The sequence below is a fragment of the Arthrobacter subterraneus genome, from assembly GCF_900099735.1.
Lineage (GTDB): Bacteria > Actinomycetota > Actinomycetes > Actinomycetales > Micrococcaceae > Arthrobacter_D > Arthrobacter_D subterraneus.
The window spans coordinates 17543-43445 of sequence record NZ_FNDT01000021.1; the positions used below are offsets into that span (position 1 = coordinate 17543).

23 protein-coding genes are annotated in these 25903 nt (G+C 65.5%); 11 read left to right on the forward strand and 12 right to left on the reverse strand.

Annotation, left to right across the window (positions count from 1 at the left end; translation table 11 throughout):
* Nucleotides 1-60: 60 nt before the first annotated feature.
* A complete protein-coding gene (locus tag BLS52_RS15610) occupies nt 61-690 on the reverse strand; it encodes an alpha/beta hydrolase (protein WP_026545314.1) in 630 nt (209 codons plus the stop codon).
* Entirely contained in the window at nt 687-1685 is a 999-nt protein-coding gene (locus BLS52_RS15615) for a ring-cleaving dioxygenase (protein ID WP_090587949.1), read from the reverse strand. Before BLS52_RS15615 ends, BLS52_RS15610 begins: the two co-directional genes overlap by 4 nt.
* Nucleotides 1686-1785: 100 nt before the next feature.
* On the opposite strand from BLS52_RS15615, the gene BLS52_RS15620 reads away from it, so the two are divergent.
* Nucleotides 1786-2874 carry a phosphotransferase family protein gene (locus tag BLS52_RS15620; RefSeq protein WP_090587951.1) on the forward strand — a complete coding sequence of 363 codons (1089 nt, stop codon included), beginning with the start codon at nt 1786-1788 and terminating at the stop codon, nt 2872-2874.
* 52 nt (nt 2875-2926) lie between these two features.
* Here the strand turns inward: BLS52_RS15620 and BLS52_RS15625 are convergent, their stop codons facing one another.
* From BLS52_RS15625 to BLS52_RS15640, 4 genes are read right to left on the reverse strand one after another with little or no spacing between them, the layout of a single operon-like run.
* A complete protein-coding gene (locus BLS52_RS15625) occupies nt 2927-4000 on the reverse strand; it encodes a mandelate racemase/muconate lactonizing enzyme family protein (protein ID WP_090587952.1) in 1074 nt (357 codons plus the stop codon).
* Nucleotides 3997-4902, reverse strand: coding sequence for a 5-dehydro-4-deoxyglucarate dehydratase (locus tag BLS52_RS15630; protein ID WP_090587954.1), 906 nt, complete (start codon nt 4900-4902; stop codon nt 3997-3999). Before BLS52_RS15630 ends, BLS52_RS15625 begins: the two co-directional genes overlap by 4 nt.
* Nucleotides 4903-4905: 3 nt before the next feature.
* Nucleotides 4906-5853 carry an NAD-dependent epimerase/dehydratase family protein gene (locus BLS52_RS15635; protein WP_245702900.1) on the reverse strand — a complete coding sequence of 316 codons (948 nt, stop codon included), beginning with the start codon at nt 5851-5853 and terminating at the stop codon, nt 4906-4908.
* Nucleotides 5846-7255, reverse strand: coding sequence for a Gfo/Idh/MocA family protein (locus BLS52_RS15640; RefSeq protein WP_090587957.1), 1410 nt, complete (start codon nt 7253-7255; stop codon nt 5846-5848). The genes BLS52_RS15635 and BLS52_RS15640 overlap by 8 nt, the downstream gene beginning before the upstream one ends.
* A 154-nt stretch (nt 7256-7409) precedes the next feature.
* On the opposite strand from BLS52_RS15640, the gene BLS52_RS15645 reads away from it, so the two are divergent.
* Entirely contained in the window at nt 7410-8435 is a 1026-nt protein-coding gene (locus BLS52_RS15645) for a LacI family DNA-binding transcriptional regulator (RefSeq protein WP_090587958.1), read from the forward strand.
* Nucleotides 8436-8493: 58 nt separating this feature from the next.
* Nucleotides 8494-8760 (forward strand): GlsB/YeaQ/YmgE family stress response membrane protein, encoded by a 267-nt coding sequence (locus BLS52_RS15650; RefSeq protein ID WP_026545306.1) that lies wholly within the window; start codon nt 8494-8496, stop codon nt 8758-8760.
* A gap of 114 nt (nt 8761-8874) precedes the next feature.
* Here the strand turns inward: BLS52_RS15650 and BLS52_RS15655 are convergent, their stop codons facing one another.
* From BLS52_RS15655 to BLS52_RS15675, 5 genes are all read right to left on the reverse strand, one after another.
* On the reverse strand, nt 8875-10248 hold the full coding sequence (locus BLS52_RS15655; RefSeq protein WP_090587960.1) for an NAD(P)(+) transhydrogenase (Re/Si-specific) subunit beta: 1374 nt from the start codon (nt 10246-10248) through the stop codon (nt 8875-8877).
* The gene (locus BLS52_RS15660) at nt 10245-10556 is read right to left on the reverse strand and encodes an NAD(P) transhydrogenase subunit alpha part 2 (protein WP_026545304.1); all 312 of its coding nucleotides are present in this window, start codon (nt 10554-10556) and stop codon (nt 10245-10247) included. The genes BLS52_RS15655 and BLS52_RS15660 overlap by 4 nt, the downstream gene beginning before the upstream one ends.
* Nucleotides 10556-11701, reverse strand: coding sequence for a Re/Si-specific NAD(P)(+) transhydrogenase subunit alpha (locus BLS52_RS15665; RefSeq protein WP_090587961.1), 1146 nt, complete (start codon nt 11699-11701; stop codon nt 10556-10558). Before BLS52_RS15665 ends, BLS52_RS15660 begins: the two co-directional genes overlap by 1 nt.
* A gap of 175 nt (nt 11702-11876) precedes the next feature.
* Nucleotides 11877-12893, reverse strand: a complete 1017-nt coding sequence (locus BLS52_RS15670; protein ID WP_090587963.1) for a LacI family DNA-binding transcriptional regulator — start codon at nt 12891-12893, stop codon at nt 11877-11879.
* A gap of 62 nt (nt 12894-12955) precedes the next feature.
* The gene (locus BLS52_RS15675) at nt 12956-14185 is read right to left on the reverse strand and encodes an integrase catalytic domain-containing protein (RefSeq protein ID WP_245702901.1); all 1230 of its coding nucleotides are present in this window, start codon (nt 14183-14185) and stop codon (nt 12956-12958) included.
* A gap of 240 nt (nt 14186-14425) precedes the next feature.
* Here BLS52_RS15675 and BLS52_RS15680 point away from each other — a divergent pair, with 240 nt between their 5' ends.
* From BLS52_RS15680 to BLS52_RS15700, 5 genes are all read left to right on the forward strand, one after another.
* Nucleotides 14426-16450, forward strand: a complete 2025-nt coding sequence (locus BLS52_RS15680) for a beta-galactosidase (protein WP_090587966.1) — start codon at nt 14426-14428, stop codon at nt 16448-16450.
* Nucleotides 16451-17383, forward strand: a complete 933-nt coding sequence (locus BLS52_RS15685) for a carbohydrate ABC transporter permease (protein WP_090587967.1) — start codon at nt 16451-16453, stop codon at nt 17381-17383.
* A 65-nt stretch (nt 17384-17448) separates the two neighbouring features.
* Entirely contained in the window at nt 17449-18282 is an 834-nt protein-coding gene (locus tag BLS52_RS15690; RefSeq protein ID WP_090587977.1) for a carbohydrate ABC transporter permease, read from the forward strand.
* Nucleotides 18283-18355: 73 nt separating this feature from the next.
* Nucleotides 18356-19687, forward strand: a complete 1332-nt coding sequence (locus BLS52_RS15695; RefSeq protein WP_090587969.1) for an ABC transporter substrate-binding protein — start codon at nt 18356-18358, stop codon at nt 19685-19687.
* Between the two features lie 217 nt (nt 19688-19904).
* Nucleotides 19905-20987: a fatty acid desaturase family protein gene (locus BLS52_RS15700; protein WP_090587970.1), complete on the forward strand. Its 1083-nt coding sequence runs from the start codon at nt 19905-19907 to the stop codon at nt 20985-20987.
* Between the two features lie 129 nt (nt 20988-21116).
* Here BLS52_RS15700 and BLS52_RS15705 read toward each other — a convergent pair whose 3' ends face one another.
* Entirely contained in the window at nt 21117-21881 is a 765-nt protein-coding gene (locus BLS52_RS15705; RefSeq protein WP_090587972.1) for a FadR/GntR family transcriptional regulator, read from the reverse strand.
* A 217-nt stretch (nt 21882-22098) separates the two neighbouring features.
* On the opposite strand from BLS52_RS15705, the gene BLS52_RS15710 reads away from it, so the two are divergent.
* From BLS52_RS15710 to BLS52_RS15720, 3 genes are all read left to right on the forward strand, one after another.
* Entirely contained in the window at nt 22099-23883 is a 1785-nt protein-coding gene (locus tag BLS52_RS15710) for an L-lactate permease (protein WP_090587974.1), read from the forward strand.
* Nucleotides 23884-23914: 31 nt separating this feature from the next.
* Complete coding sequence (locus BLS52_RS15715; protein ID WP_090587975.1) at nt 23915-25168, forward strand: alpha-hydroxy acid oxidase; 1254 nt, start codon at nt 23915-23917, stop codon at nt 25166-25168.
* A gap of 99 nt (nt 25169-25267) precedes the next feature.
* Nucleotides 25268-25903: biotin carboxylase N-terminal domain-containing protein (locus tag BLS52_RS15720; RefSeq protein WP_281241730.1), on the forward strand; the 636-nt coding region annotated here is incomplete at its 3' end.

Here is a 25903-nt window from a genome sequence, read left to right on the forward strand (position 1 = left end):
TTTGGGCACCTCTGGTGGGCCCACGTCGCCCGGACCCACCAGAGGTGCGCAAATCTTCCGTCAGGGACGGCGCTTCAGCCAGTCCACCGCCGCTTCCAGGTCGGAGCGGTCGACACCGTGACCGCCGTCGCGCAGAATCTGCCCGACGTCGGCGCCCCGGCGTTGGAGCTCAGCCACCAGGGTGGTGACGCTGGGCAGCGGCGCCATCGGGTCCGACCGTCCATTGAGCACGAGGAATCTGCTCCCGGACAGGGTGCCCTCCAACGCTCGATCACCGAACGGGTACATCCCCGAAAAGGAGATGACCCTATCCACGGTTTCGGGGTGCAGCATGGCCGTTGCCAGCGCGATGTTTGCACCGTTCGAAAATCCGACGGCGATAAGCATCCGGTCACCGAGGCCGTAATGTTCCCGTGCGTCGGCAACAAAACCTGCCAGCTCACCGGCACGCAGGATGACGTCGTCGACGTCGAACACTCCCTCACCCCGGCGAGCGAACCAGCGGAGCATGCCGCTCTCCGGCACCCGGCCGCGCGGAGCCAGCACCGCAGCGGCGGGGTCCAGCTCCGCTGCCAGAGCCGCGATGTCCTGCTCGTTCGAGCCAGTGCCGTGCAGCATCAACAGCACGGGATGGTCAGCGGCGCCCTCGCGGTACAGGTGCGGCCAGTCAGGAAACCGGGGTGCACTCATCCGGCAATACCTCCAACCGGCTGATCATTCTGCGGAGCGAGCTCGTTGTTGTCCTCCGGCACGTCAATTTTGGCGACCGACGCCTCAATCGCTTCACGGGACGGTTCCAGCCATGGCGGCAGCTTCAACGACCGGCCGAGTTCGAGCAGCGGCTCGTCCACATTGAACCCCGGAGTGTCCGTTGCAATCTCGAACAGGACGCCGCCCGGTTCCCGGAAATAGATCGAGGTGAAGTACTGACGGTCCAGGATGGCCGTGACATGGAATCCTCTCTCCACGAGATCCTGGCGCCACAGCTCCTGGGTGGCCCTGTCCGGCACCCGGAAGGCAATGTGGTGCACGGTCCCTCCCGCCACCAGGCCATACGGACCCGAAGGATCGGCGACGACGTCAACAATGTTGCCTGCACCGCCGTCGCCCGCTTCAAGGCGGGTGCGGCCGGAAGTCTCTCCGGTGATGCGCAGGCCGAGGTCCTCCGTGAGCACCCGAAGGGTGTGCTCCGGATTGGCGACCGTGAGCACGGAGGAGTGCTGGCCCCGGACCGCGTGCTCGGCAGGGACAAACGAGGAATCCCAGGGGTTGCGGGGATCCGTTGTGGAGGAGGCCACGAGGTCGAGCTGCAGTCCGTCGGGGTCGCGCAGCGAGAGCCGCTCCTCATCCGCCGACGCACGCGTGATGGACGCGTCCACGCCGAGGGCACGGAAGTGGTTCTGCCACCAGCCCAGGCTCCCCTCAGGAACGGAGAACGCGGTGGTGGTGGATTGTCCTGAGCCGATCCGCCCCGGCGCCACCTGGCCCCACGGAAAGAAGGTCATGAGCGAACCCGGCCGGCCGGCGTCGTCGCCGTAGTACAGGTGGTACGTGGACGGGTCATCGAAATTAACGGTCTTCTTGACCAGCCGCAGGCCGAGACCGCGGATGTAGAAGTCGATGTTCGCCTGCGGATCACCCGCAATGGCGGTGACGTGGTGCAGGCCCGTGGTGTGCGCTGTCATGGTGTCCTCCGGAGTTCCGGCCGGCCCCTGCGGTCGACGTTGTATATGCAAATGCATCTACTTCCGATGTTATTCCCTTTCCGGCCGTTAGTCTGTGGGGATGCACGAAGCGCTCAGGGAAGCCGTCGGCGAAGCAGTCGGCGGGCGCGTGACGGAGCTGACGGATCTCCAACGAACTCCTCTGGACTACGACGCGTTCCTCGCGCACCGGACGGTGAGCCGGCTGCGGGGCTATGCGATCGCCGACGGCATCCGGGTTCCATGGACCATGATCGAGAAGCGCACCGAAGGTCCGGGCCTGGCTTCGCCATATCTGCTGGACAACGGCAGTCGGGAGTTCGCGGCCTACGGATCGGGACTGCTCGACGACGTCGCTCCCGGCATCGGCGCACCGAAGCTTTATGGAGCGCTGCAGGATGAAACCGGCGGAAGGACCCTCTGGCTCGAGGAGATCCACCATGACGGGGCCAGGCCGCTGGACGCCGAATCGATCCTCGCCGCAGCGCGGGATCTGGGCGGGATGGCCGGCAGATGGCTGGTCCGTGAGCCGGCAGAACCCTGGTACTTCACGGGATGGATTGACCGGCATAGCCAGCCTGAAGCCGTCGAAGCAGGGCTGGCCACCCTGCGCCGAACCCACCCCGACGCCGTCACCCGCCTTGGCGACCGGCTGGCCCGGACCGAGCAACTGATCCTTGACCAGTCCCGCTACCGGACGATTCTCGAATCGCTGCCGCAGACGCTCTGTCACCACGATGCGGTGGGCGCGAACATCTTCCGCTCGCACGGCCGAACCGTGCTGATTGACTGGGAGTCCGTTGGAGCGGGTCCGGTGGGAGCGGATCTCGCGTCCCTGGTGTTCTCCTCCGTGCGCCGCGGCGATGCCCTGGCCGGCGTCATGCTGCCGGTGGTTGAAGAAGCACTGGTACGTTACGCCGCAGCCCTCCGCGTGGAGGCACCCAGTGTCACCGTAGAAGAGGTTCGCCTCGGCTTCGACGCGTCAGTCGCGCTCCGCTGGAAGCTGGCGGTCGACGTCGTCGCCGGCCTTGAGAAAGGACAGCCGCCCCGGCGTGGCAGTCTTCCGGATGAGGACCCGGACGTGGCCCTTGAGGAACTGATCGGCCTGGTGGATCTGCTCCTCGCATCCGCTGACCGGGCGCTCCACCCCGCCCGTGACCCCGGCCCGTGAGTTGGCAGGACACTCCCCCAATGGCGCCGGCAAAGCGGCGTGTCCTGCCAACTCAACGGGAGGGGCGGAGCTCCAGGCCGAGGCCGGGCTGGCCCGTGACCGTCATCCCGGCTGCCGTGATGCTGACGGGTGCGGGCCCGGCAAGGATGCCCAGCTCGGCCATCGTAGCGCCGTCGACCGCTTCCACCCACGCCGTCTCAGCAAGGGTGGAGGCCAGCTGTCCGGACAGCTCCGGAAGCAGGTGCGGCGCCACGGCAATGCTGTTGGCCCGTGCCAATTCGACGATCCGCCGGAACGGCGTGATTCCACCGACGCGGACGATGTTGGGCTGGATGATGTCCACGGCGTCGGCCTCGATGAAGTCGCGGAACCGGTAGATGGTGTGCACGTTCTCGCCCAGGGCAATGGGCACGGACGTGGAGCGTCGAAGCCGCCGGTAGGCGGAGAGATCATCCGCGCGGAGAGGTTCCTCGAGCCAGTGCAGGCCGTACTCACCGAGCCGGTCGAGGGCACGCAGCGTAGTGGGGAGGTCCCACCGCTGGTTGGCGTCGATCATGAGCGCACGGTCGGGGCCGATGACCTTCCGGACCGCGGCGATGCGCTCCGCATCTTCGCGCAGGTCCGGCTTCCCGACCTTCACCTTTACGGCCCGCCGGCCCTCGTCCACCCAGCGCTGGGTCTGCTCGACGAGCTCCTCCAGGCTGTAGTGCAGGTTCACTCCCGATCCGTACACCGGCACAGTCTCACGACGGCGGCCCAGCAGGTCAGGCACGGAGCAGCCCGCCTGCCGCCCGGCCAGGTCCCACAGCGCGAGGTCGACGCCGGCCATCGCGATGGTGGTCAGGCCTCCCCCGCCGGCCTCGTGGAGCCGGGCCCACAGTGCGTCCCACACCTCCTCGGCGCGGGCGGGCAGTCCCGCGACGAACGGCGCGATGTCATGCTCCAGCAGCGCCAGCACCGCCTGCGGGCCGATCGTGGGAGTCCAGGAGAATCCGGAGCCCACACCGCCGTCGTCGGTGGTTACCGTGGTAGCGATGAAATGGTTCTCGGGGACATCCGCTCCCCACGGGCGCGGCAGCGGAACGGTGAGAAGCCGGGCCGAGAGGCCGGTGATCTTGGCGTTCATGAGCCTGCAAGCTCACGGCCGGCGGCGAGGATAGCCTTCAGCTCCACCAGCTGGCTTTCGGAGGGATCGACCAGCGGTGGGCGGACGGAACCGACGTCGAGCCCATCCAGCCGCAGCCCGGCCTTGATGAGCGAGACGCCGAAGCCGGGAGTCTGGTCGCGCAGGCGCACCAGCGGGGCGTAGAAGCCCTCGATCAGGCGGTGCCGGGCCGGTTCGTCGTTGCCGATGTAGGCGCGGTAGTAGGCTGTGGCGATCTCCGGCGCCATGGCGAACGCCGCGGACGAGTAGAGCGGTATTCCGAGTCCGCGGTAGGCGCCCTGGCTGAGTTCAGCGGTGAGGAGCCCGTTGAAGAACTGGAAGTCGGTACGGCCCGTGGCGGCAACCGCAGTGACGATTTCCTGCGCCAACCCCACGTCGCCCACACCGTCCTTGAACCCGACCACCTTGGGGTTGGCGGCGAGCCGGGCCACCGCGTCGGCGGTGAAGGCCCCGTTGGCCCGGTGGTAGATGATGACGGGCAGGCCCGACGCCGCAGCCACCGCCTCGACGTACGCGATGAGGCCGTCGGTGGGCCCCTTGACAAGGTAGGGAGGCAGGACCAGCAGAGCGTCAGCCCCTGCCTCCTCGGCGGCGCGGGCCGCAGCGCGGGCATGGCCGAGCGGCCCCCCGGTACCGGCCACCACGGGAACCTGCCCGTTGACGGCACGGACAGCGGTTGTCACGACGGCGCGGATCTCCTCAAGATCGAGGGCATGGAACTCGCCGGTACCGCACGCAGGGAAGACACCCCCCGGCTGGTGGGGCAACCGCGACTCGATGTGCTCGCGAAGCATGCCCGGGTCCACGGATCCGGAAGGGGAGAAGGGCGTGACGGGAAAAAACAGCACTCCATTGAACTGCATGACTTACCTGGCTTCCTGGATAGCGGAGGCGAGCTCGGACGCTGCGAGTTCCGAACGCCAGCTGCGTTTCGGCTCCCACCCAAGCAGGCGGCGGGCCTTATCGACTGAAAAGGCCGGGCGTGATCCGGTGAGGTTCGCGGCGAGCGACCCGGTGGCGGGAAGATAGCGCGGAATGAGTTCAGCGAGCGGCTCACGGGCCAGGGCATCCGCGGCGCCCACAAAGAACGTTTCACCGTTCGGAATCCGGTCCATGGACTGCAGCAGCACGTCGAGGAAATCCGCCACGTCCCGCGCATCGACATAGTTGAAGACCGCCGGCGCGGACAGCGCCGGATCATCCAGGCGCTCGACGACGGTGTGCCCCTGCTGCGTGGGCGCGCCCGCCCACTCCTCCGGCGAGATGACATAGCAGGGCCGGAACGCGGCGTAACGGAGCCGGTCCCCCTGCGCGGCCGCGAACATCCGCATGGTCTGCTCGGCCACCAGTTTGGAGAGGCCGTAGGCGTGCCACGGCTTCGGCGTGGTCTCCTCGTCCAGCGGGAAGGCCTCCGGCACCCAGCCGGCCGGCGACCCGTAACCGAGAACCGTGGGGCTGGACGCCGTGATGATCCTGCCGATGCCAAGCTCGGTCGCAGCCCCCATCACCTGGAAGGCGAGCTGGCTGTTGGTCTGCAGGATGACGTCCTCGGGCGCGCTGAACGGGACGGCGATCGCGGCGAGGTGGATGACGGCGTCGGGCTGGTGCTTTTCCAGGACCCGGCGGGCCTCCCCTGCTGCCAGCAGGTCAACCGGCTCCTGGCGGATTCCTGCGGGGAACACTCCGTCGGGAACAGTTGTGCGATCCACGGAAACGACGCCATACCCTGCGTCGGCCAGGCCGGTCACCACGCTGCGGCCCAGCCTGCCGGAGCCTCCCGTGACGAGGACGGTGGTCTGTGCCCGCTCAGCCACGGCGCACCCCGTCTTTCCGGGCGGTGAGGTCAGCGCCCAGGTCCAGTTCGCTGATGCGCACCGGCATGGACGAGTCGAGGGAGGCATTCCCCGCGATTCCGACGGCGACGGCCCGCAATCCGTCCAGGTAGCCTGACGGCCTGCCCAGCGGGTCCTCCCCCGGACCCTCGAACAGGTCCGCGAGCAGGAGTGCATCACCGCCGCCGTGGCCGCCCTCCCCGTTCACAATCGGGATCTCGACGGCGGGCTCCCAGTGGCGCTGGAGGATGAGGCGCTCCCCGTTGGTACGGACGGCGTCGTCCTCCTCCACCGGTGTGGCGCTCGGGTCCACGACGTTCTTCTTGTCGGTACTGCCGGACACCGCTGCGCGCTCCACCACCTCAAGCTCGACGCGGCCCAGGGTTCCGTTCACCGCCACCCGGTACCCCTCCCAGGGGCTGTGCGCATTGAGGGAGTAGCTCAGGGTGGACCCGGTCCGGTAGTCCACCACCAGGGCGAGGTTGTCCTCGATGGTGATGCCGGGGGCAAAGACATCCTGATCGCGCTGGTAGCCGTCGTGATGCTCATTGGCGTAGTAGAGCGCGTTGAGGCGTTCATCGTCGCGCAGGTCGAGGGCAAAGGGATCACCCGCGGAGGCATCCGTGGTGCCGCGCTCCGGGCGGTCGGCCAGGCCGCGCGCGGCAGCGTTGCGGTCGCCGTAGAAGCGCAGGCCGCCGCTGGCGTAGACCCGCTCGGGCACGTCGTCGATCCACCAGTTCACCAGGTCAAAGTGGTGCGATGCCTTGTGGATCAGCAGTCCGCCGGAGTTCTCCTTGCGGCGGTGCCAGCGGCGGAAGTAGTCGGCGCCGTGGACGGTGTCGAGCATCCAGCTGAAGTCGATCGAGGTGACGGTGCCGATTGCACCGCTCTGGATGATCTCCTTCAGTGCGCTGTTGCGCGGCGAGTACCGGTAGTTGAAAGTCACGACGACGTCGCGGCCGGTCCGGTCGATCGCGTCGCAGATCCGGCGGCAGCCCTCGGCGTCGATGGTCAACGGTTTCTCTACGACGACGTCGGCGCCCGCTTCCAGCGCCTCAACGATGTAGTCGGCGTGGGTGTAGTCCGGCGTGGTGACGATGACGCGGTCAATCCGGTTGTCCCGGATGAACGAGGTCAGGTCCTGGGGCCTGAACTGGAGGATCTCCGTGCCGGGAGCCAGCTCCGCTGCCAGTCCGAGGTAGTACCCGGCCCGTCCCGGATTGGTGTCGGCGATGGCCACGAGTTCCGCGGAGGACGCGTGGTCGCCGAGCGCGGCGCGGACATACATCTCTGCCCGCGCGCCGGTGCCGACCAGCGCCAGTCGGGTACGTTCGCGGTCCGCGGCCGGGTTCCCGGCGGGAAGAGTCTGGGGGGCGGTGCTCATGTGGCTCCTTATGGTGGCCGTCAGGCGTGCGTCCAAAAAACTGCGAAATCGAGAAAACGTTTTCTGGAAAGGTTATATGCTTTCTATCAACACACCGGTACGCCCGTCAACCATTCGTTGCGGGGGCGCCGATCCCCATCCGGATGAGGAAGCAATGGCCAGGAAAACAGCCAACCGCAGGGTAGGCATTACCGACGTCGCGCAACGGGCTGGAGTCTCACTGGCCTCGGTCTCGCGGGTCATGAACGGCAACTTCAGCGTGGACCCCGATATTGCCGCCCGGGTCCGCGCCGCCGCAGCCGAGCTCAACTACCACCCCAACGCGGTGGGTCGGAGCCTGGCCCTCGGCAAGACGGACACCATCGGGATTGTGGTTCCGGACCTGGCCAACCCCACCTTCCAGGGCATGCTCCGCGGAGTCAGCCGCGCCGCCGCCCAGGACGGCTACCGCGTACTGATTGCGGACTCCTCCGAGGTCTCCAGCGAGGAATCCATCCTGGCGGGCGAGGCACGGCGGCGGTGTGACGGCGTCGTACTCTGCGCGCCACGCATGAATGAAGCGGAGCTGGAGGCGCTGCTTCCGTCCCTCCAGCCGCTGGTGCTCATCAACCGTTCGACGGCGGACACCCAGACCCCCAGCCTCGTAGTGGACTACGGCCAGGGCATCCAGGACCTGGCCGCGCACCTGGTGGAACTCGGCCACACCCGACTGGTGTTTCTCGCCGGACCGGAACGCAGCGCCGGCAACCAGGCCCGCCTGCAGGGGCTGGAGAAGTTCCGCGTGGACCACCCGGAAGTGGAGCTGACCACGCTCCCCGCGGGCTCGAGTTTCGAAGCGGGCCATGTGTCCGCGGTGGCGGTTCTCGCAACCGGCGCTACGGGCGTGCTGGCCTTCAACGACCTCGTGGCCATGGGACTGCTGAGCGGGCTCCATGAGCGGGGCGTCGATGTTCCCGGAGATATCTCGGTGACCGGCTTTGACGACATCCCGTTTGCGAATTACACGACGCCGCCGCTGACCACTGCGGCGGTGGCGATCAATGACATCGGCGAGCAGGCGTGGCATGAGCTGCGTCAGCTCCTCGGTGACGGGGATCCCGAACCCGCGCACACCACCTTCCAGCCGGAGCTGAAGCGCCGCGGGAGCACCGGTCGGGTCAAGAAGCCCACCCTAAGTTGATTCCGGATGCAAAGCAGACTTAGTGTTTTCGGAAGGAACACCACCTAAAGGAGGCATCATGATTGGCTTTATCATTGCCGGATTGATCATCGGGGCGCTCGCCCGGCTCATCAAGCCAGGCAAGCAGAACCTCGGGCTGCTCGCAACGCTACTGCTCGGACTGGCCGGATCGGTGATCGGAGGGCTGGTTGCCAGCTTCTTCCACACCGGCGGAATCTTCGAGCTGAACGTGCTCGGCTTCATCGTTGCGGTCATCGCAGCGGTTCTGCTGATCGGCGTTGCCGAGTCGCTATCCGGTCGCCGCAACCGCAGCGTTCGCCGGTAAGCACCGTCAGGGCGCACCGCGCCTCGCACAGAAACGGCCCTTGGGCGCAGAATCGCCGGTTCGAACCGGCGGTCCTGCACCCGGGGGCCGTTTTTGTGCCCGGTGCGGCGTCCGCTACAGCGCCTTCACCGCACCGAGCACCCTCGTCAGCGACTCCTTGGCGTCCCCGAACAGCAGGGTGGTCTTCGGCGAATACAGCAGCTCGTTTTCGATGCCGGCGAACCCCGGACGCATGGACCGCTTGAGGAAGACCACCTGCCCGGCATCAGAGACCTCGAGGATCGGCATCCCATAGATCGGTGACCCGGGCGACGTCTTTGCCGCCGGGTTCACCACATCGTTGGCGCCCACCACCAGTGCAACGTCCACGTTCCGGAATTCCGGGTTCACCTCGGCCATCTCCCGCAGGGACTCGTACGGCACGTTAGCCTCCGCGAGCAGCACGTTCATGTGCCCCGGCATCCGGCCGGCCACCGGATGGATCGCGAAGGAAACCTCGACGCCCCGTGCTTCCAGCGCGTCCGCGAGCTCGGCTATAGTGTGCTGGCCCTGGGACACCGCAAGCCCGTAGCCGGGCACCATCACCACCCGCTGCGCGTACCCGAGCATGACGGCGACATCCTCCGGCCCCGACGCCCGCACCGGCCGCTCGCTCACCGTTCCTCCCCCGGCCGTGGACCCGCCGCGGAACGCGCCGAACAGGATCCCGCTGACCCCGCGACCCATCGCGGCGGCCATCGCCCGGGTCAGGATGGTGCCGCTGGCGCCGACCAGTGTTCCGGCCACGAGCAGCAGCACGTTGTCCAGCACCACGCCGGAGGCCGCCACGGCCAGCCCGGTAAACGCGTTGAGCAGGGAAATGACGATCGGCACGTCCGCGCCTCCGACCGGCAGCACCAACAGCACTCCACCCGCCAGCCCGAGTAGCAGCAGCACGCTCGCCCACACCAGGTTGCCCGTCGCCGTCACCAGCACCGCAGCCACCAGAAGGGCAACGACGACGGCGGTCATCGCGAACCGCATGCCGGTGAAGATGACCGGGCGGGTGGTCATCAGTTCCTGCAGCTTCGCGACGGTGATCGCCGAGCCGGCGAAGGACACCGCACCCACCACGAGAGTGAAGACGACGGCGGCACGCACCCATGCGCCGTCGTGCGCTGCCAGTTCCAGGATGGCCACCAGCGCCGCCGCACCGCCGCCGACCCCGTTGAAAAGCGCGACCAGCTGCGGCATCTGGGTCATGTGGACGCGCCGCGCGATGGGCGCGGCGATTGCGGCACCCACTGCCACCGCAATCAGGATGGCCGGCAGGTTCTCCAGCCGGGCGGACAGGAAGACGGTGACGACGGCGATCGCCGCTCCCGCCGCACCGATGAGGTTGCCGCGGCGGGCGGTGCGCGGGGAGCTCAGGCCCTTCAGCGCTAGGATGAAGCAGACCGCGACCGCCAGGTACAGCAGGGCCGTGGCTTCGGAGGGGAGGACGTTCATGCGCCGTGCTCCGGGTCGGAGTTCCCTGACTGGGTGCGGCCGCGGAACATGTGGAGCATCCGGTCGGTCACTACAAATCCGCCCACCAGGTTCACCGTGGCAAGCAGCACCGCGAGCAGTGCGAGTCCCAATGGCAGCGGTTCGGCGGCCTGCCCCGCCACGAGGATGGCGCCGACGAGGATGATCCCGTGGATGGCGTTGGCGCCGGACATCAGCGGCGTGTGGAGGGTGCTGGTCACCTTGGAGACCACCTCGAAGCCGACAAAGACGGCGAGCACCACCACGGTGAGCAGGGTGGACAGGTCCATCAGGAGGCTCCTTCCAGTGCGGCGGCAGTGGGTTGGTGCAGCACCGCGCCCTCGGAGGTGAGGCACGCTCCGGCAACGACGTCATCGGCGAAGTCCGGGACCACCCGACCGTCGACGGTCATGAGTTCCACCAGGTTGGCGACGTTGGCGGCAAACAGCCGCGACGCGTCGGCGGCCATGGCCGAGGCCGCGTCCTTCATACCCACCAGGGTGACGGTGCCACCGTCCCCCGGCACCGCGACGCTGTGCCCCGCCCGTGTGCCTTCCACGTTCCCACCGGTCTCGGCGGCGAGGTCGACGACGACGGCACCGCCCTTCATTCCCTGCACCATGGCGGTGGTCACCAGGAGCGGCGCGGGCTTGCCGGGGACGGCAGCCGTGGTGATCAGGACGTCCGATGCCGCGATGTGCGGGGCGAGGAGCTCCCGCTGACGTGCCGCCCGGTCCTCGCTCATCTCCCGGGCGTATCCGCCGGAGCCTTCAATGGCGTCCAGGTCGAGGTGGATGAAGGTGCCGCCCAGGGAGGTGACCTCATCCTTGGAGGCGGGGCGGACGTCATACGCGGAGACCCTGGCGCCCAGCCGTTTCGCCGTTCCGATCGCCTGGAGCCCGGCCACGCCGGCGCCGAGCACCAGGACGCGGGCGGGGGGAACGGTTCCCGCCGCCGTCATATAGAGGGGGAAGAAGCGGGGAAAACGGATTGCCGCCTCGAGGACCGCGCGGTATCCGGCCACGAGGGACTGGGAGGACAGCGCATCCATGGACTGGGCGCGGGAAATCCGCGGGATGAGCTCGAGCGCAAAGGAGGTCACCCCTGCCTCGGCCAGGGCGCGGACGGTGGGCAGTTCCGCTGCCGGGGAGGCGAAGCCCACCGTAATGGTGCCGGGACGCAGCCGGCAGGCTTCCTCCACGGTCAGCGGCGCGACATGGCACAGGACCGCGGGGGCGATTGTGTTCTCGTCGAGGGTCGGGACGACGAGGGCTCCGGCCGCACGGTACGCCGCGTCGTCGTGCCCTGCGTGGACCCCGGCGCCGGATTCAACAGCGATGTCCAGGCCGAGCTTCGCCAGTTGGCGGACGGAGGCGGGGGTCGCCGCCACCCGGCGCTCGCCCGCCCGGGTTTCCCGCTTGATTCCCACCAACACAGTCCGGTTCCCTTCCAGGTCTCAGCACCTTCGCCCAGCCGCTGAGACTTAGCATCACACAGCCGGGGTACCTGCGGAATGCAACGGCGGCCGGTGTTGCGGGAAGGTTATGCGGCGGCTCGTCCAAAGGCGGCCATGGGTTGACGCGGCAGGCGGACGGCAGAAGGCGGCGGGCTCAGGCCGATTCCCGCCAGACCACGGACGTCTCAAGCATCCGCACCTCGGCATCCTTGCCCTCGATCTGCGCGAGGACCAACTCGGCAGCCGCCCGCCCCAGGAGGTCAGCGGGCTGCTTCACCGTGGACAGCTGCGGTTTGCAGCGCAGTGCCCAGCTGCTGTCATCGAAGCCGACAATGCCGACGTCTTCCGGCACCCGGCGCCCGTGCTCCTGGAGCGTGGCCATGGCCCCGGCCGCCACTGCGTCGGACGCGGCAAAAACGCCATCGAGGTCCGGGTGTCGGCGGAGGAGTTCCGCCATCCCGTCAGCTCCGGCAGCGTAGGTGTAGAGCGGGAATTCGATCACGAGATCGGGGCGGAACGCCGCCCCGACGGCCGTCCGGAAGCCCTCCAGCCGGTCCTGGCCGGAGTCGCGGTCCAGTGCGCACGCGATCATGGCCACCTTCTTCCGTCCGGTGGCCAACAGCCGCTCGACAATGGCCCGGGCGGCGCTCACATTGTCGATCCCCACGTACGGGAGGTCAGGGGTTCCCGGCGGATGGCCAACAAAGGCGGCCGGGATTCCGAGGTTCCGCACCGCCGTCGCAATTGGATCGGCAGTGCGTGCGGAAATGATGACGGCGCCGTCCACCAGGCCCCCGCGGAGATAGTCCGCCACCCTCTGGCTGTCGCGGGCGGTGTCGATGATCAGGGAAACCAGCTGGTAGTCGGCGGCGGAGAGCACCGAGTTGGCGCCGAGGAGGATGGACCCGATGTTCGGGTCCTCGAAGAGCAGTGAGTGCGGCTCGTGGATGATCAGCCCGATGGCCCGGGACTCCTGGCGCACCAGGTTCCGCGCCGCCGAATTGCGCACGTAACCGACCTTCGCAATGGCTGACTCGACGGCCATTTTGGCCTCGGGCGAAACGTACTTCTCCCCATTCACCACGCGGGACACAGTGCCCCGGGACAAGCCCGCGGCGGAGGCAACGTCGTTGATCGTTGCGCGCCGCCGGCGCGTGCGGGTGGAGTCCATACCGCTTACTGTAACCGAGCCTGCGGTGCCCGCGCCGGGGAGAAAACGCCTGAGGAATCATGTCAAGATGCGCGCGTAGATTCCTTCGTGGAATCATTCGAAAGTGCGCGCGTGGCGGGTTTGGTTTTGGGTCCTTGTTTGCTGGTCGTGACTGTGAGCAGTTCGGCTGTGAGTGCCTGAACCTGCCGCTGGAGTGCTGCTGGATTCAGGGGCGTGTTCTGCCGCGCCAGTTTCGCTTTGGTGCTCTTGCGGACCGTGCCGATATCGTTGATGACCCGTTGGTAGGGGGTGGCCGGGGTGTCGTACTTCTTGATCACTTTCGCGCCGCGGCGCTCTTTCGAAACCAGTTTCTGCTGTGGCGCGAAGTGGTTTGTCAGCAGGCTCTGCAAGAGCCAAATCCTGTTCAGCAGCTCTAACTCGACCGGAGTGTCATAACGGTGGTAGCCCACCGTTTGACGGACCACATGCCAGTTCTTCTGCTCCACGTGAGCGCCGTCATTCTTGTTCCCGGACCTCGACCTGGTGAAGGTGAGCTTCTGCTCTTCACACCAGCGGAACAGTTCCCAGTTGATAAATTCTGACCCGTTGTCCGAATCCACCCCAAGGACCGGAAACGGGAACGCCGCAACGGCGTCTTGTATGGCAGCCAACACCCATTTCTGCGCCTTATTCCGTACCGACCGGGTCTCCGTCCAGCCCGTGGCGATGTCGGTGATATCCAGAGTGAAGCAGAATTCACCGTGGTTGTTTCCGCCCTCGTGGCCGACCAGATCAATCTCCACAAAACCCGGCCGGTTATCGTCCCACTCGGCCCAGGTGCGCATCGGAATCGAGTCCTTCAACAGCGTCCCGGGCTTGGTATGAGACCGGCCACGCGGATCCAGCTTCGCCCGGTCAGCCTTGAGCCGCCGATCTATCGTGGCCGAGGAAATCCGCAGTAACGCTTCCGCTGTCGACTCATCAATTTCAAGCTCACCGTGCCGGCGCAACCGCGGCACCAGATCCGGCAGCGCCGCAGCCAGCAGCCGCCCACACGGCGTACCCTGCACCGCCCAGCAGAACCGCAGCGCCGTAATCACCGCCTCCCCATACAGCGGCGGCCGCGGCGGCCGGGCCTGGACCTCCCTCAGGACCAACGCCTGCTTCAACACCTTCCGCGCATGCGAACGATGCCATCCGGTCAACGCACACAACTCATCGAGGATGGTTTTCTTTCCCGCCCGGCTCGAACGCGCATATCTCGTCGCCATAGCCTTGGTAACAGCCTTACGTTGACCCATCGTCAGCTCCATAGCCGCAGGCCTACCGCCACCACGAAACCGGCCACAGCAGACACACCGCTACGCGCGCATTACCAAATGATTCTTCGATACCTCCTACGCGCGCATCTTCTATGAGTCAACGCGAAACGTTGACAGCCCAATGTGATGCACGCTACTCTGTGAACGCTCCCAGATAAGACGACCGCTCTTCGCGCTTCCGACTCTGGGAACGTTCACAGAAGCAATAGGCCAGTACAAGTCAGGATCAGCGTGCAGACCAACTCTTCCCCGGTTACCCAGCTTGCCCCGGACGGCGGACTGGTGTTCGGATGCGACTACAACCCCGAACAATGGGATGAGGCCACCTGGATTGAGGATGTCCGGCTGATGCGTGAAGCCGGCGTGAACCTCGTCGCGATCAACATCTTCGGCTGGGCAGAACTCCAGCCCGACGCCGACACGTTCACCTTCGACCGGCTCGACGCCGTCATGGACCTCCTCTCAGCCAACGGCATCGGCGTGAACCTGGGGACCGGCACCTCCTCCCCTCCCCCGTGGCTCACCACCGCGCACCCCGCGATCCTTCCCGTCACCGCGGACGGCGCCACCCGCTGGCCCGGTGGACGCCAGGCCTGGTGCCCCAGCTCCCCCATCTTCCGGACTTCGGCCCTGCGGCTCGTCGAGGAAGTCGCCCGTCGCTACGGATCCCACCCCGCCCTGCGCCTCTGGCACGTGTCCAACGAGCTCGGCTGCCACAATGCGCTGTGCTACTGCGATACCTCGGCGGACGCTTTCCGCCGCTGGCTGCAGGACCGCTACCCCACCCTGGACGCCCTCAACGCAGCCTGGGGTACCGCCTTCTGGAGCCAGCGGTACTCGGCGTGGGAACAGATCCTCCCCCCGCGCACCCCGCACGCCACACCGAATCCCACCCAGGTTCTCGACTTCCGACGCTTCAGTTCAGACGAACTCCTCGGGTACTACCGCGCGGAAACCGCTGTGCTGCGTGCACACAGCAGCCTTCCGGTCACCACCAACTTCATGGTCACCGCCCACATCCGCACCCAGAACTACTGGCAGTGGGCGCCGGAAATGGACGTCATCGCCAATGACCACTACCCGGATCACCGCCTGGAGGACCCGGTGCAGGAGATCGCCTTCGCCGCCGACCTCACCCGCGGTCTCGCCCGGAACCGCCCCTGGCTCCTGATGGAACACGCCACCAGCGCCGTCAACTGGCAACCCCGCAACATCGCCAAGGCGCCCGGTGAACTGCTGCGCAATTCCCTGGCACACCTGGCCCGCGGCGCTGACGGGCTGTGCTTCTTCCAGTGGCGGGCATCGCTGCAGGGAAGCGAGAAGTTCCACTCCGCCATGCTCCCCCACGCCGGCACCGACTCGAAGATCTGGCGTGAAGTCAGCGAACTCGGGGACGCCCTGGGCCGCCTCCGCGAGGTGGCCGGCAGCACGGTCACCGCCCGCGCCGCCGTCGTCTTCAGCTGGGAAGCCTGGTGGGCCTGCGACGGTGAGTCCCACCCCTCCTCGGACCTCCGCTACCTGGACCAGGTACACGCCCTCTACGGCGCACTGTGGGATGCCGGCATCACCGCCGACTTCCTGCCGCCGGACGGCGACTTGTCCGCCTACGACCTGGTGCTCGTGCCCGCGCTCTACCTCGTCACGGACGACGACGCCGCACGGCTCACCGACTATGTGCGCCAGGGCGGCACCGCGGTGATCTCCTTCTTCAGCGGCATCGTCGATGAGAATGAGCGGGTCCGCCCGGGCGGCTACCCCGGCGCGTTCCGCGACCTGCTCGGTGTCCGGGTCGAGGAATTCCACCCGCTGGCCGCAGGCCGGCAGCTGGCACTGTCCAACGGAACCTCAGCGGAGCTCTGGAGCGAAGCGCTCCGCACCACCACCGCGGAACCCGTCCTGACCATCACCGACGGCCACCTCTCCGGGACTCCGGCCGTGACCCGGAATTCCTTCGGGAACGGCACTGCCTGGTACCTGGGCACCTCCCTCGACAAGGAAACCCTGCTCGAGGTCCTCAGCGACGCTGCCCGTTCCGCGGGCATCCCGGCCTCCGGGACGCGCGGGGTGGAGACCATCGAACGGGTCGCCGGCGACCGGACCTACCTCTTCCTGATCAACCACACCACACAGGACCACAAGCACCGCGTCACCGGAACGGAACTGGTGACCGGCACGGACGTTGCCGACGTCGTCGTTGTTCCGGAAGGCAGCGTGCGCGTGGTGCGCACCATCCCAACAGGCAAGGAGGCCAACTGAATGGCTACCGTGGACCAGGCCCAGACTCCGCCGCGGGCGGCGGAGAAATCCCCGCGCACGCCCCACACGGGGCGCAGCACGCGCAGGGCGGTGACGGTGTTCGTTGCGCCGTTCGCCGTATTGTTCCTTCTCTTCTATGCGGCACCGATCATCTACGCGATGATCCAGTCGCTGCTGATGGTCGAGCGTCAAGGCACGTTCGGTGCACCGCAACAGGTCTTCGGAGGGTTCACCCAGTACGCGCTGGTCTTCCAGGACGAGGCATTCTGGGCCTCCGTGGGCCGGGTTCTCCTGTTCGGCGTGGTGCAGGTTCCGGTGATGCTCGGGATGGCGCTGCTGTTCGCGCTGCTGCTGGACTCACCGCTACTGAAGGGTAAGCGGTTCTTCCGGCTCGCGTTCTTCGCCCCCTACGCCGTGCCGGGCGTGATCGCCGCGATCATGTGGGGGTTCCTGTACTCGCCGTCGCTGTCCCCGTTCGGTGCCGTCACCTCGGAGATCAACTTCCTCGACGGATCCCTGGTTCTCTGGGCGATCGCCAATATTGTGACCTGGGTATACGTGGGCTACAACATGCTCATCATCTACGCCTCGCTGCTGGCCATCCCCACGGAGATCTACGAGGCGGCCCGGCTTGACGGTGCCTCCAACACGCAGATTGCCTGGCGCATCAAGATCCCGCTGGTCACCCCGGCCATCATCCTGACGGCGGTGTTCTCCATCATCGGCACCCTGCAGCTGCTCGCTGAACCGCAGACGCTGCGCAGTTTCAGCTCTGCGATCAGCAGCACCTACACGCCCAACCTCGCCGTCTACACCACGGCGTCGATTCCCAACTACAACCTGGCAGCCGCGTTCTCCGTTGTGCTGGCGCTCGCCACGTTCATCCTCTCCTTCGTGTTCCTGAAGGCCACCCAGCGGAAGGTATCCCAATGACCACGGCAGCCGCTCCCCTGACCGCCGCCGAGAAGGCGCACTCGCGGGGCCCACGTCAGAACGTGATGTCCCGTGCAGCCGCGATGCTCGTCATGGGCGTCTTCACCCTCTATTTCCTGACCCCGATCTGGTGGCTGCTGGTCACCTCCACGAAGACCGGCAGCGAGATCACCGGGACGGCACCGCTCTGGTTCACCCCGAATTCCATCTCCACCTTCTTCACCAACCTCACCGGACTGTTCCAGTACCAGGACGGGTTGTTCGTCAAGTGGCTCGTGAACAGCGCGCTCTATGCCGGCGCGGGAGCACTGCTCGGCACCATCATTGCGGCCATGTGCGGCTACGCGCTGGCCAAGTACGAGTTCAAGGGGCGCGAGGCGATCTTCAACGTGGTCCTCAGCGGTGTGCTGGTCCCGGCGACAGCGCTGGCCCTGCCGCTGTTCCTGATCTTCAGCGAAGTGAACCTCACCAACACCTACTGGGCGGTATTCCTGCCCAGTCTGGTCAGCCCGTTCGGGGTGTACCTCGCGCGGATCTACGCCGCAGCCAGCGTGCCCGGTGAGCTCCTCGAAGCGGCCCGGCTGGACGGCTCCGGTGAGGTGCGGACCTTCTTCACCGTCTCCACCCGCCTGATGGCACCCGCGCTGGTGACGATCTTCCTGTTCCAGTTCGTGGCCATCTGGAACAACTTCTTCCTCCCGCTGATCATGCTCCGCGACCAGGCGCTCTTCCCGGTCACCCTTGGTCTCTATGCCTGGAACAGCCAGATCAGCCAGATCCCGGAGCTGCGTACCTACGTGATCATCGGGGCGCTGGTCTCGATCGTCCCGCTCATCATCGCGTTCCTCGGCTTGCAGCGCTTCTGGAGCAGCGGCCTCGGTGCGGGAAGCGTCAAGTAATCCCCAAAACCTCCCAACCGCCGGAAGGCACCCGTCTTCCGGCACCGTCCCATACACAAAAGGAAAAACACACATGCGTATGCATCACGGAAAGACCACCGCCGCCGTCGTCATGGTCTCCGCGCTGGCCCTCGCGGGCTGCTCCGGCGGGTCCAACACCGCCGGCGGTACGGAACCGGCCGCCTGCGAGCCGTCCACCGAACCCGTGGACCTGACTTTCACCACCTGGGTTCCGGGCATGGACCAGGTGGTGGAGCTCTGGAACGAGGAGAACCCGGACATCCAGGTGACCGTGCAGTCCGGCCCCAACGGGAACTCCGGTACGTACCAGAACTTCTTCAACCAGCTCCAGGCGGGCAACGCCCCGGACCTCGGCCAGATCGAATACGACGCACTGCCCAACTTCCGCGTGCAGGACGGACTTGAGAACATTGCCGCCTGTGAAGGCATCGGTGACGCCGGGGACCAGTTCATCGACTGGACCTGGAACCAGGTGACGTTCGGTGAAGAAGACGCTGTCTACGCGATCCCGCAGGACAGCGGTCCGATGGCGATGTTCTATCGCGCGGACCTTTTCGAGCAGGCCGGCATCGAAGTGCCGACCACCTGGGAAGAATACGCCACCGCCGCCGAGCAGATCCGTGAGGAAGGCGGCTACATCACCAACTTCCCGCGCTCGGACGTGAACTGGTTCGCCGGCCTCGTCTGGCAGGCAGGCGGCGAGTGGTTCAGCAACGAGGAAGACGGCTGGGAGGTCAATCTCACCGGCGAGGAATCCACCCAGGTGGCCGAGTACTGGCAGGGCCTCCTCGAGGATGACCTTGTCTCCACGCTGCCCTCCTTCTCCGACGAGTGGAACGCGTCCTTCAACGAGGGCGACCAGTGGACCTGGGTGTCCGCGGTCTGGGGTACCTCCACCCTGCAGAGCGGCGCGCCGGATACCTCCGGCAAGTGGGCGGTTGCTCCGATGCCGCAGTGGGACGCGGGTCAGAGCGCTGCCGGAAACTGGGGCGGATCATCCACCGCCGTGCTGAAGGGGTCCGACCACCCCTATGAAGCCTCCCAGTTTGCGCTGTGGCTCAACACCGACCCGGAGGCGCTGGCCCTGGCCAACGAGCTGGGCGGGCTCTACCCGGCCGCATCGGCAGGATCAGAGCTCGAGGCGTTCGCCGGTGAGTCGGAGTTCTTTGGTGGACAGGCCGTCTACGACGTCTTCGCCGAAGCCTCCGGCAACGTTGACCCCGAGTTCACGTGGGGCCCCACCATGACCCAGACCTACACCGATGTCTCCGACGGGTTCGGCGCCGCAATCGGTGGTGAGTCCACGCTGAGCGAGGCCCTGCAGAACGGCGAGACCAAGACCGTCGACGCCCTGAAGGCACAGTCCATCCCCGTAGTGGAGTAGGTCCGGTTCGATTCGTCGGCTGGTTGCAGGTCCGTCGGTACGTTGCGACGGACCTGCGGCCGGCCGACGTTTTTGTGCCAACAGGCGCGCGGACGTAAGCGTCCGGCTGCATACTTCCAGCCGACCATCAGGTGCAACCTGTAGCCTTGGGACATCTTCGGGAATCTTGGGGACCCCTCCGCGGCTGGGAAGTCGGTTATCGACTTCAGGGATTTACATGACTATCACTGCACCCGCCCGCACCGTGCGCGTTGCCAAACCGAACGACGTCGTTGCCTCCTATACGACGCTCCTCAAGGAAGTGCGCAGGGAAGGCCTCCTAACTCGGAAGCGCGGCTTCTACATTTCCGTGATGGCCTGCCTCGGCCTGGCGCTCGGCGCTTCCTGGACGGGCTTTGCCCTTCTGGGCGACACCTGGTTCCAGCTCCTCGTCGCCGGCGTGCTCGGCATCGTCCTCACGCAGATCGCGTTCCTCGCCCATGAGGCGTCCCACCGCCAGATCTTCGCCTCCCGTGGCGCCAACGACTGGTCCGGGCGCATCCTGGCCGCCGGCGTCGTCGGCATCAGTTACCAGTGGTGGATGAACAAGCACTCCCGCCACCACAATGACCCCAACGTAGTGGGCAAGGACCCGGACATTGAGGTGGACACCATCTCGTTCATCGAGGAAGACGCCGCCAAGGCGAAGGGCATTCAGGCGTGGGTCACCCGGCGTCAGGGCTACCTGTTCTTTCCCCTGCTGACCTTCGAGGGCCTCAACCTGCACGCCCGCTCCATTGCCACGCTGTTCCGCCCCGGGGCGATCCAGGGCCGCTGGGTTGAGCTGGCGCTCCTTGCGGTGCGTTTTGGTCTCTTTTTCGGTGTGCTGTTCTGGTTCCTGCCCGTCGGGATGGCCTTCGCCTTCATCGGCGTGCAGATGGCCGTGTTCGGGATCTACATGGGCGCTTCCTTCGCGCCGAACCACAAGGGCATGCCGATCATCCCCCGCGGCAGCAAACTGGATTTCTTTCAGAAGCAGGTCCTCACCTCGCGCAATATCCGCGGCGGCAACTTCATCAACAATGCCTACGGCGGCCTGAACTTCCAGATTGAGCACCACCTCTTCCCGGACATGCCGCGCCCGCACCTGCGCCGGGCGGCCGTGATTGTGCGCGAGCACTGCGAGCGCCTCAAGGTCCCCTACACCGAGGTGGGGGTGGCCGCGTCCTACGGCGCCGTTGTCTCCTACCTGAACCGGGTGGGCCTCTCAGCCCGGGACCCCTTTGACTGCCCGATGGTCAACCGGTACCGCCGGCGCTAATGTCTCATAACCAAACGAACTGAGCCAAACGACGACGGCGACCCTCACCTCATGGTGAGCGGTCGCCGTCGTCGTATGGTTACCGGGATTCCAGCGTCAGGCGTTCGAGCGATCTGATCTATCGACAGGTCATTCGCCGGGGCTATGCAGAGCGGGTAAGGCTCCTGAAGCAGCGCGAATGTGATGCTCCGTGAGGTCCGCCGCGAGCTTTCCGTCGCCCGCGATGATCGCGTCGAAAATGGCCTGATGTTGTTCCCGCAGCATGGTCACAACCGGCGACCAGTCGTTCAACTGACGGAACGCTTCCAGGATCGGAGCACGCAGCGAGGCCCTGATTGCAATCGTCAGATCCGCTACCAAACGGTTTCCGCTTGCCTCCGCGATAGCAACGTGGAACGCAGTGTCGGCATCGTTGAACTCTTCGCGGGAAATTGCTTCCGAGTTCATGCGATTCAGCGGATCACGAATGCCCGCCACGGACTCGTCGTTCAAGTTCTCCGCAGCGAAGATGGCGCTGGATCGTTCCAACATCACGCGTGCGTCGATGACATCCGCGAGCTGGAAGTTGGATAGGGCAATGTGCAGCCGGAGGAAACGGGTAAGCGCTTCGCCTGAGAAGGAGGCTATGAAGGTTCCCGCTTCCGCTCCAGCTCCGACGCTGGAACGAAGTACGCCTTGTCCCTCAAGGACTCTTATCGCCTCACGGACGCCCGCCCGGCTCACCTGCAGTCGCGCCGCAAGCTCACGTTCGGCCGGTAGCGGATCCCCCACTTTGAGCGCGCCGCTCAAAATCTGGTCTTCAATTGCCTCGATGACCAGCTCATGCGCGCGGGCGCGTGCAACCGGGCGCCAAGTGGGGCTGTCCAGCCACGAACTAGGGACGTTTTCGCTCATGCTCCAATGATGTCACGCCTCGACACCTCAGGAGGAAAGCGATTTCCCCGGTGAATTCCTTTTCGCCTTGACCGAGCCTTGACCAAGACCGGGTTGACGTAGATCACATTTACCCCCTATGGTCATTCAGTGGTCAGACCACTAAAAGGTCAACTGACCACCCTCAGCGGCGCAGCAGTACCCCATAAGCACCAATCGGTCAGAGAGGATCGAAATAGTGGACAATCTCGCAGTACTCAGTCTCTTAGCGCTGACGCCCATTCTCATTGTGGGTGTTCTCTTGGCGGGATTCCGCTGGCCGGCGAAGTTCGCCATGCCGGTCGGTTATATCGCTGCAGTTCTCGTGGCGATGCTGGTCTGGCGGATGGACTTCACCGGCATCCTTGCCGCATCCCTCGAAGGCCTGGTGATCGCGGCAACCCTGCTCTACGTGGTGTTCGGCGCACTGCTGTTGCTGGCCACGTTGACGGTAGGCGGGGCGATGTCCACCATCCGTGCCGGATTCAACAACATCTCCGCAGATAGGCGTGTTCAAGCGATCATCGTCGGCTGGCTGTTCGGCAGCTTCATTGAAGGCGCCTCAGGCTTCGGCACGCCAGCCGCCGTCGTCGCTCCGCTGCTTTTGGCGCTCGGCTTCCCCGCCATGGCCGCGGTAATGATCGGTCTGATCATCCAAAGCACACCTGTCAGTTTCGGCGCGGTCGGGACCCCGATCATTATCGGTGTCGGCGGTGGGCTCGGAGGAGATCCGGCGGTCGACGAGCGCATGGCCGAGCTCGGCGTCACCTTCCCTGACTTTGTCGCATCCATTGGATTCGAGGTCGCTCTCATCCACGCCATTGTGGGCCTGCTCATTCCTCTCTTCCTGGCATGCATGCTGACCGGATTCTTTGGCCCCGAACGGCGCTTCCGTGACGGTCTGGCCGTCTGGCCGTTCGCCATCTACGCCTCACTGGCCATGACCGTCCCTTACGTCCTGGTCGCGCGTTTCCTCGGCCCTGAATTTCCCTCACTCCTCGGTGGAATCATCGGCCTGACACTGGTCATGTACACCTCCGGCCGCGGCTTCCTCATGCCCAAGGAAACCTTCGACTTTGGTCCAAGGTCCGGCTGGGCCGAGCGGTGGATAGGCCGCATCCAACCCGCTGAAGCTACGGACACTACTGCGCGCATGAGCAAGGTGCGCGCCTGGACTCCCTACGTACTGATGGGCCTCCTGCTGGTGGCAACCCGCGTCATCGAACCACTCAAGTCCTTCCTGACGGGCCTTGCCATCCCTTTCGAGAACATCCTCGGCACCGGGATTACAACCTCAATACAGCCGTTCTACCTCCCAGGCTTCATGCTTATCCTTGCCTCGATTGCAGGCTACGTGCTGCACCGGATGAGTGGGAGGCAGATTGTCCAAACCTGGAAGATTTCCGGCGCACAGCTGGCAGGAACTGCGGTCGCACTCCTGTTCGCCGTACCGCTGGTGCGCATTCTTATCCAGTCAGGCCCCGATCTGAACGATTCCGGCATTGCGAGCATGCCGGTAGTCCTAGCTGAAGGTGCTGCGGCCCTGACCGGCGAGGCATGGCCTGTCGTGGCGCCATTCATTGGCGCACTGGGTGCCTTCATCGCGGGCTCGAACACCGTGTCCAATCTGACCTTCTCGCAGTTCCAGTTCTCCACCGGCAGCACCATCGGCGTACCTCCGGAAACAGTGGTGGCAGCACAAGCCGTCGGTGGCGCCGGCGGTAATCCAATCGCGATCCACAACATTGTCGCGGCCTCCGCCACCGTGGGCCTGCTCGGACGAGAGGGAGACCTACTACGCAAAACAATCATCATCACGACCTACTACTGTCTGGCGGCCGGATCGATCGCATACGTGTTCATCCACGGGCTCGGACTCAATTTGGGAACCATCATGCTTGTACTGCTCCTGGCAGGTTTGGCCGCCCTTGTCGGCTGGATGAAACGCCAGCCATCGGCCATAAGCACGCTGAAAACGCACTGAATAGATCCGGAAGGAATTCAAGGAGAAACAAATGGTTACCCGACAAGTACCACGGACAGCCGATATCTTCGACCTGCTGCAGTTCAAGAAAATTGAGCTCAACCCACGTAAACGTAGGCTCGATTCGGCACTGACAATCCATGATCTGCGGGACATCGCAAAGCGTCGTACTCCCGCGGCTGCCTTTGACTACACCGATGGCGCCGCAGAAGGAGAACTTTCCTTGAGCCGCGCACGCCAGGCGTTTGAGGATGTCGAGTTCCACCCCGCCATCCTGAACGACGTCTCGACGGTGGACACCTCCACTACTATTCTCGGCGGCGCCTCCGCCCTGCCGTTCGGTATCGCACCCACGGGGTTCACCAGGCTCATGCAAACCGAAGGTGAGATCGCCGGGGCCAGCGCGGCCGCTGCGGCGGGCATACCATTTACGCTCTCCACACTCGGAACGACCTCCATCGAAGATGTGAAAAACGCGAACCCGACTGGACGGAACTGGTTCCAGCTCTACGTTATGAAGCAGCGGGAAATTTCGTACGGGCTGGTCGAGCGCGCGGCCGCCGCCGGGTACGACACACTCTTCTTCACTGTCGATACCCCGGTCGCCGGCGCCCGTCTGCGCGATAAGCGCAACGGCTTCTCCATTCCCCCACAAATCGCGCTTGGCACTATCCTCAACGCTATCCCGCGACCCTGGTGGTGGTGGGACTTCCTCACCACGCCGAAGCTTGAGTTCGCCTCGTTGTCATCCACCGGAGGCACCGTCGGAGAGTTGCTCAACTCAGCAATGGATCCAACGATCAGCTTTGATGACCTCGGCATCATCCGCGCCATGTGGCCCGGAAAACTAGTGGTCAAGGGTGTGCAGACACTCGCGGACGCCCGGAAGGTCACCGATCTGGGAGTTGACGGCATTGTCCTGTCCAACCACGGCGGCCGGCAGCTCGACCGCGCACCCATACCCTTCCACCTGCTGCCCACTGTCGCCCGAGAAGTCGGAAAGGACATCGAGGTCATGATCGACACGGGGATCATGAACGGGGCAGACATTGTCGCCTCCATGGCAATGGGAGCGAAGTTCACCCTGATCGGCCGCGCCTACCTATACGGGCTCATGGCCGGCGGACGTGAAGGCGTGGACCGCGCGATTCAGATCCTCTCGGAGCAGATCGTACGCACCATGCAGTTGCTTCAGGTGAAGTCCATAGAAGAGCTGTCCCCTGACCACGTCACACAGCTCATGAGACTTGAACACCGCGCTCTGGGAGCAGAAGCCAGAATCTGACCAGCAGTTTGGGCCTCGACGCGCCTTAATAGTCATCTGGCAAACGTTCTTGGTAGTGGGCCTTCTTCGCCCCTGCCCAAGACAGGAGATAGGCAGTACATGTTCTCGAAGATTCTGGTAGCCAATCGTGGCGAGATCGCCATTCGTGCATTTCGGGCGGGTTTTGAAACCGGCGCGAAGACTGTTGCGGTGTTCCCGCATGAGGATCGTAATTCGATTCATCGGCAGAAGGCTGACGAGGCGTACCTCATTGGTGAGGAGGGCCATCCGGTCCGTGCATACCTTGATGTGGATGAGATCGTCCGCGTGGCCAAGGACGCGGGCTGCGACGCCATCTACCCCGGGTACGGTTTCCTGTCCGAGAACCCGAACCTCGCGCGTGCTGCAGCCGACGCCGGCATCACCTTTGTGGGGCCGCCGGCCGAGGTGCTGGAGCTGGCCGGTAACAAGGTCCGTGCCCTGGAAGCTGCACGCCAGGCCGGTATCCCGGTCCTGAAGTCCTCGAAGCCGAGCGCCGACCTCGAGGAGCTCGTTGCGGCGGCGGATGAGATCGGTTTCCCGATTTTCGCCAAGGCGGTAGCGGGCGGCGGCGGACGAGGCATGCGCCGCGTAGACAAGCGGGAGAACCTGCGTGAGGCGCTCGAAGCTGCAATGCGCGAGGCTGATTCCGCGTTCGGTTACCCCACCATGTTCCTCGAGCAGGCTGTCCTGCGTCCGCGTCACATCGAGGTCCAG

Excerpts from the sequence above, each read along its gene's own strand:
- BLS52_RS15670 (WP_090587963.1), bottom strand. The coding sequence starts at position 12,893 with ATGGACTCCACCCGCACGCGCCGGCGGCGCGCAACGATCAACGACGTT.
- BLS52_RS15700 (WP_090587970.1), top strand. The coding sequence starts at position 19,905 with ATGACTATCACTGCACCCGCCCGCACCGTGCGCGTTGCCAAACCGAAC.
- BLS52_RS15610 (WP_026545314.1), bottom strand. The coding sequence starts at position 690 with ATGAGTGCACCCCGGTTTCCTGACTGGCCGCACCTGTACCGCGAGGGC.
- BLS52_RS15640 (WP_090587957.1), bottom strand. The coding sequence starts at position 7,255 with ATGAGCACCGCCCCCCAGACTCTTCCCGCCGGGAACCCGGCCGCGGAC.
- BLS52_RS15630 (WP_090587954.1), bottom strand. The coding sequence starts at position 4,902 with ATGCAGTTCAATGGAGTGCTGTTTTTTCCCGTCACGCCCTTCTCCCCT.
- BLS52_RS15650 (WP_026545306.1), top strand. The coding sequence starts at position 8,494 with ATGATTGGCTTTATCATTGCCGGATTGATCATCGGGGCGCTCGCCCGG.
- BLS52_RS15675 (WP_245702901.1), bottom strand. The coding sequence starts at position 14,185 with ATGGAGCTGACGATGGGTCAACGTAAGGCTGTTACCAAGGCTATGGCG.
- BLS52_RS15660 (WP_026545304.1), bottom strand. The coding sequence starts at position 10,556 with ATGGACCTGTCCACCCTGCTCACCGTGGTGGTGCTCGCCGTCTTTGTC.
- BLS52_RS15695 (WP_090587969.1), top strand. The coding sequence starts at position 18,356 with ATGCGTATGCATCACGGAAAGACCACCGCCGCCGTCGTCATGGTCTCC.
- BLS52_RS15685 (WP_090587967.1), top strand. The coding sequence starts at position 16,451 with ATGGCTACCGTGGACCAGGCCCAGACTCCGCCGCGGGCGGCGGAGAAA.
- BLS52_RS15690 (WP_090587977.1), top strand. The coding sequence starts at position 17,449 with ATGTCCCGTGCAGCCGCGATGCTCGTCATGGGCGTCTTCACCCTCTAT.
- BLS52_RS15620 (WP_090587951.1), top strand. The coding sequence starts at position 1,786 with ATGCACGAAGCGCTCAGGGAAGCCGTCGGCGAAGCAGTCGGCGGGCGC.
- BLS52_RS15705 (WP_090587972.1), bottom strand. The coding sequence starts at position 21,881 with ATGAGCGAAAACGTCCCTAGTTCGTGGCTGGACAGCCCCACTTGGCGC.
- BLS52_RS15715 (WP_090587975.1), top strand. The coding sequence starts at position 23,915 with ATGGTTACCCGACAAGTACCACGGACAGCCGATATCTTCGACCTGCTG.
- BLS52_RS15615 (WP_090587949.1), bottom strand. The coding sequence starts at position 1,685 with ATGACAGCGCACACCACGGGCCTGCACCACGTCACCGCCATTGCGGGT.
- BLS52_RS15655 (WP_090587960.1), bottom strand. The coding sequence starts at position 10,248 with ATGAACGTCCTCCCCTCCGAAGCCACGGCCCTGCTGTACCTGGCGGTC.
- BLS52_RS15625 (WP_090587952.1), bottom strand. The coding sequence starts at position 4,000 with ATGAACGCCAAGATCACCGGCCTCTCGGCCCGGCTTCTCACCGTTCCG.
- BLS52_RS15645 (WP_090587958.1), top strand. The coding sequence starts at position 7,410 with ATGGCCAGGAAAACAGCCAACCGCAGGGTAGGCATTACCGACGTCGCG.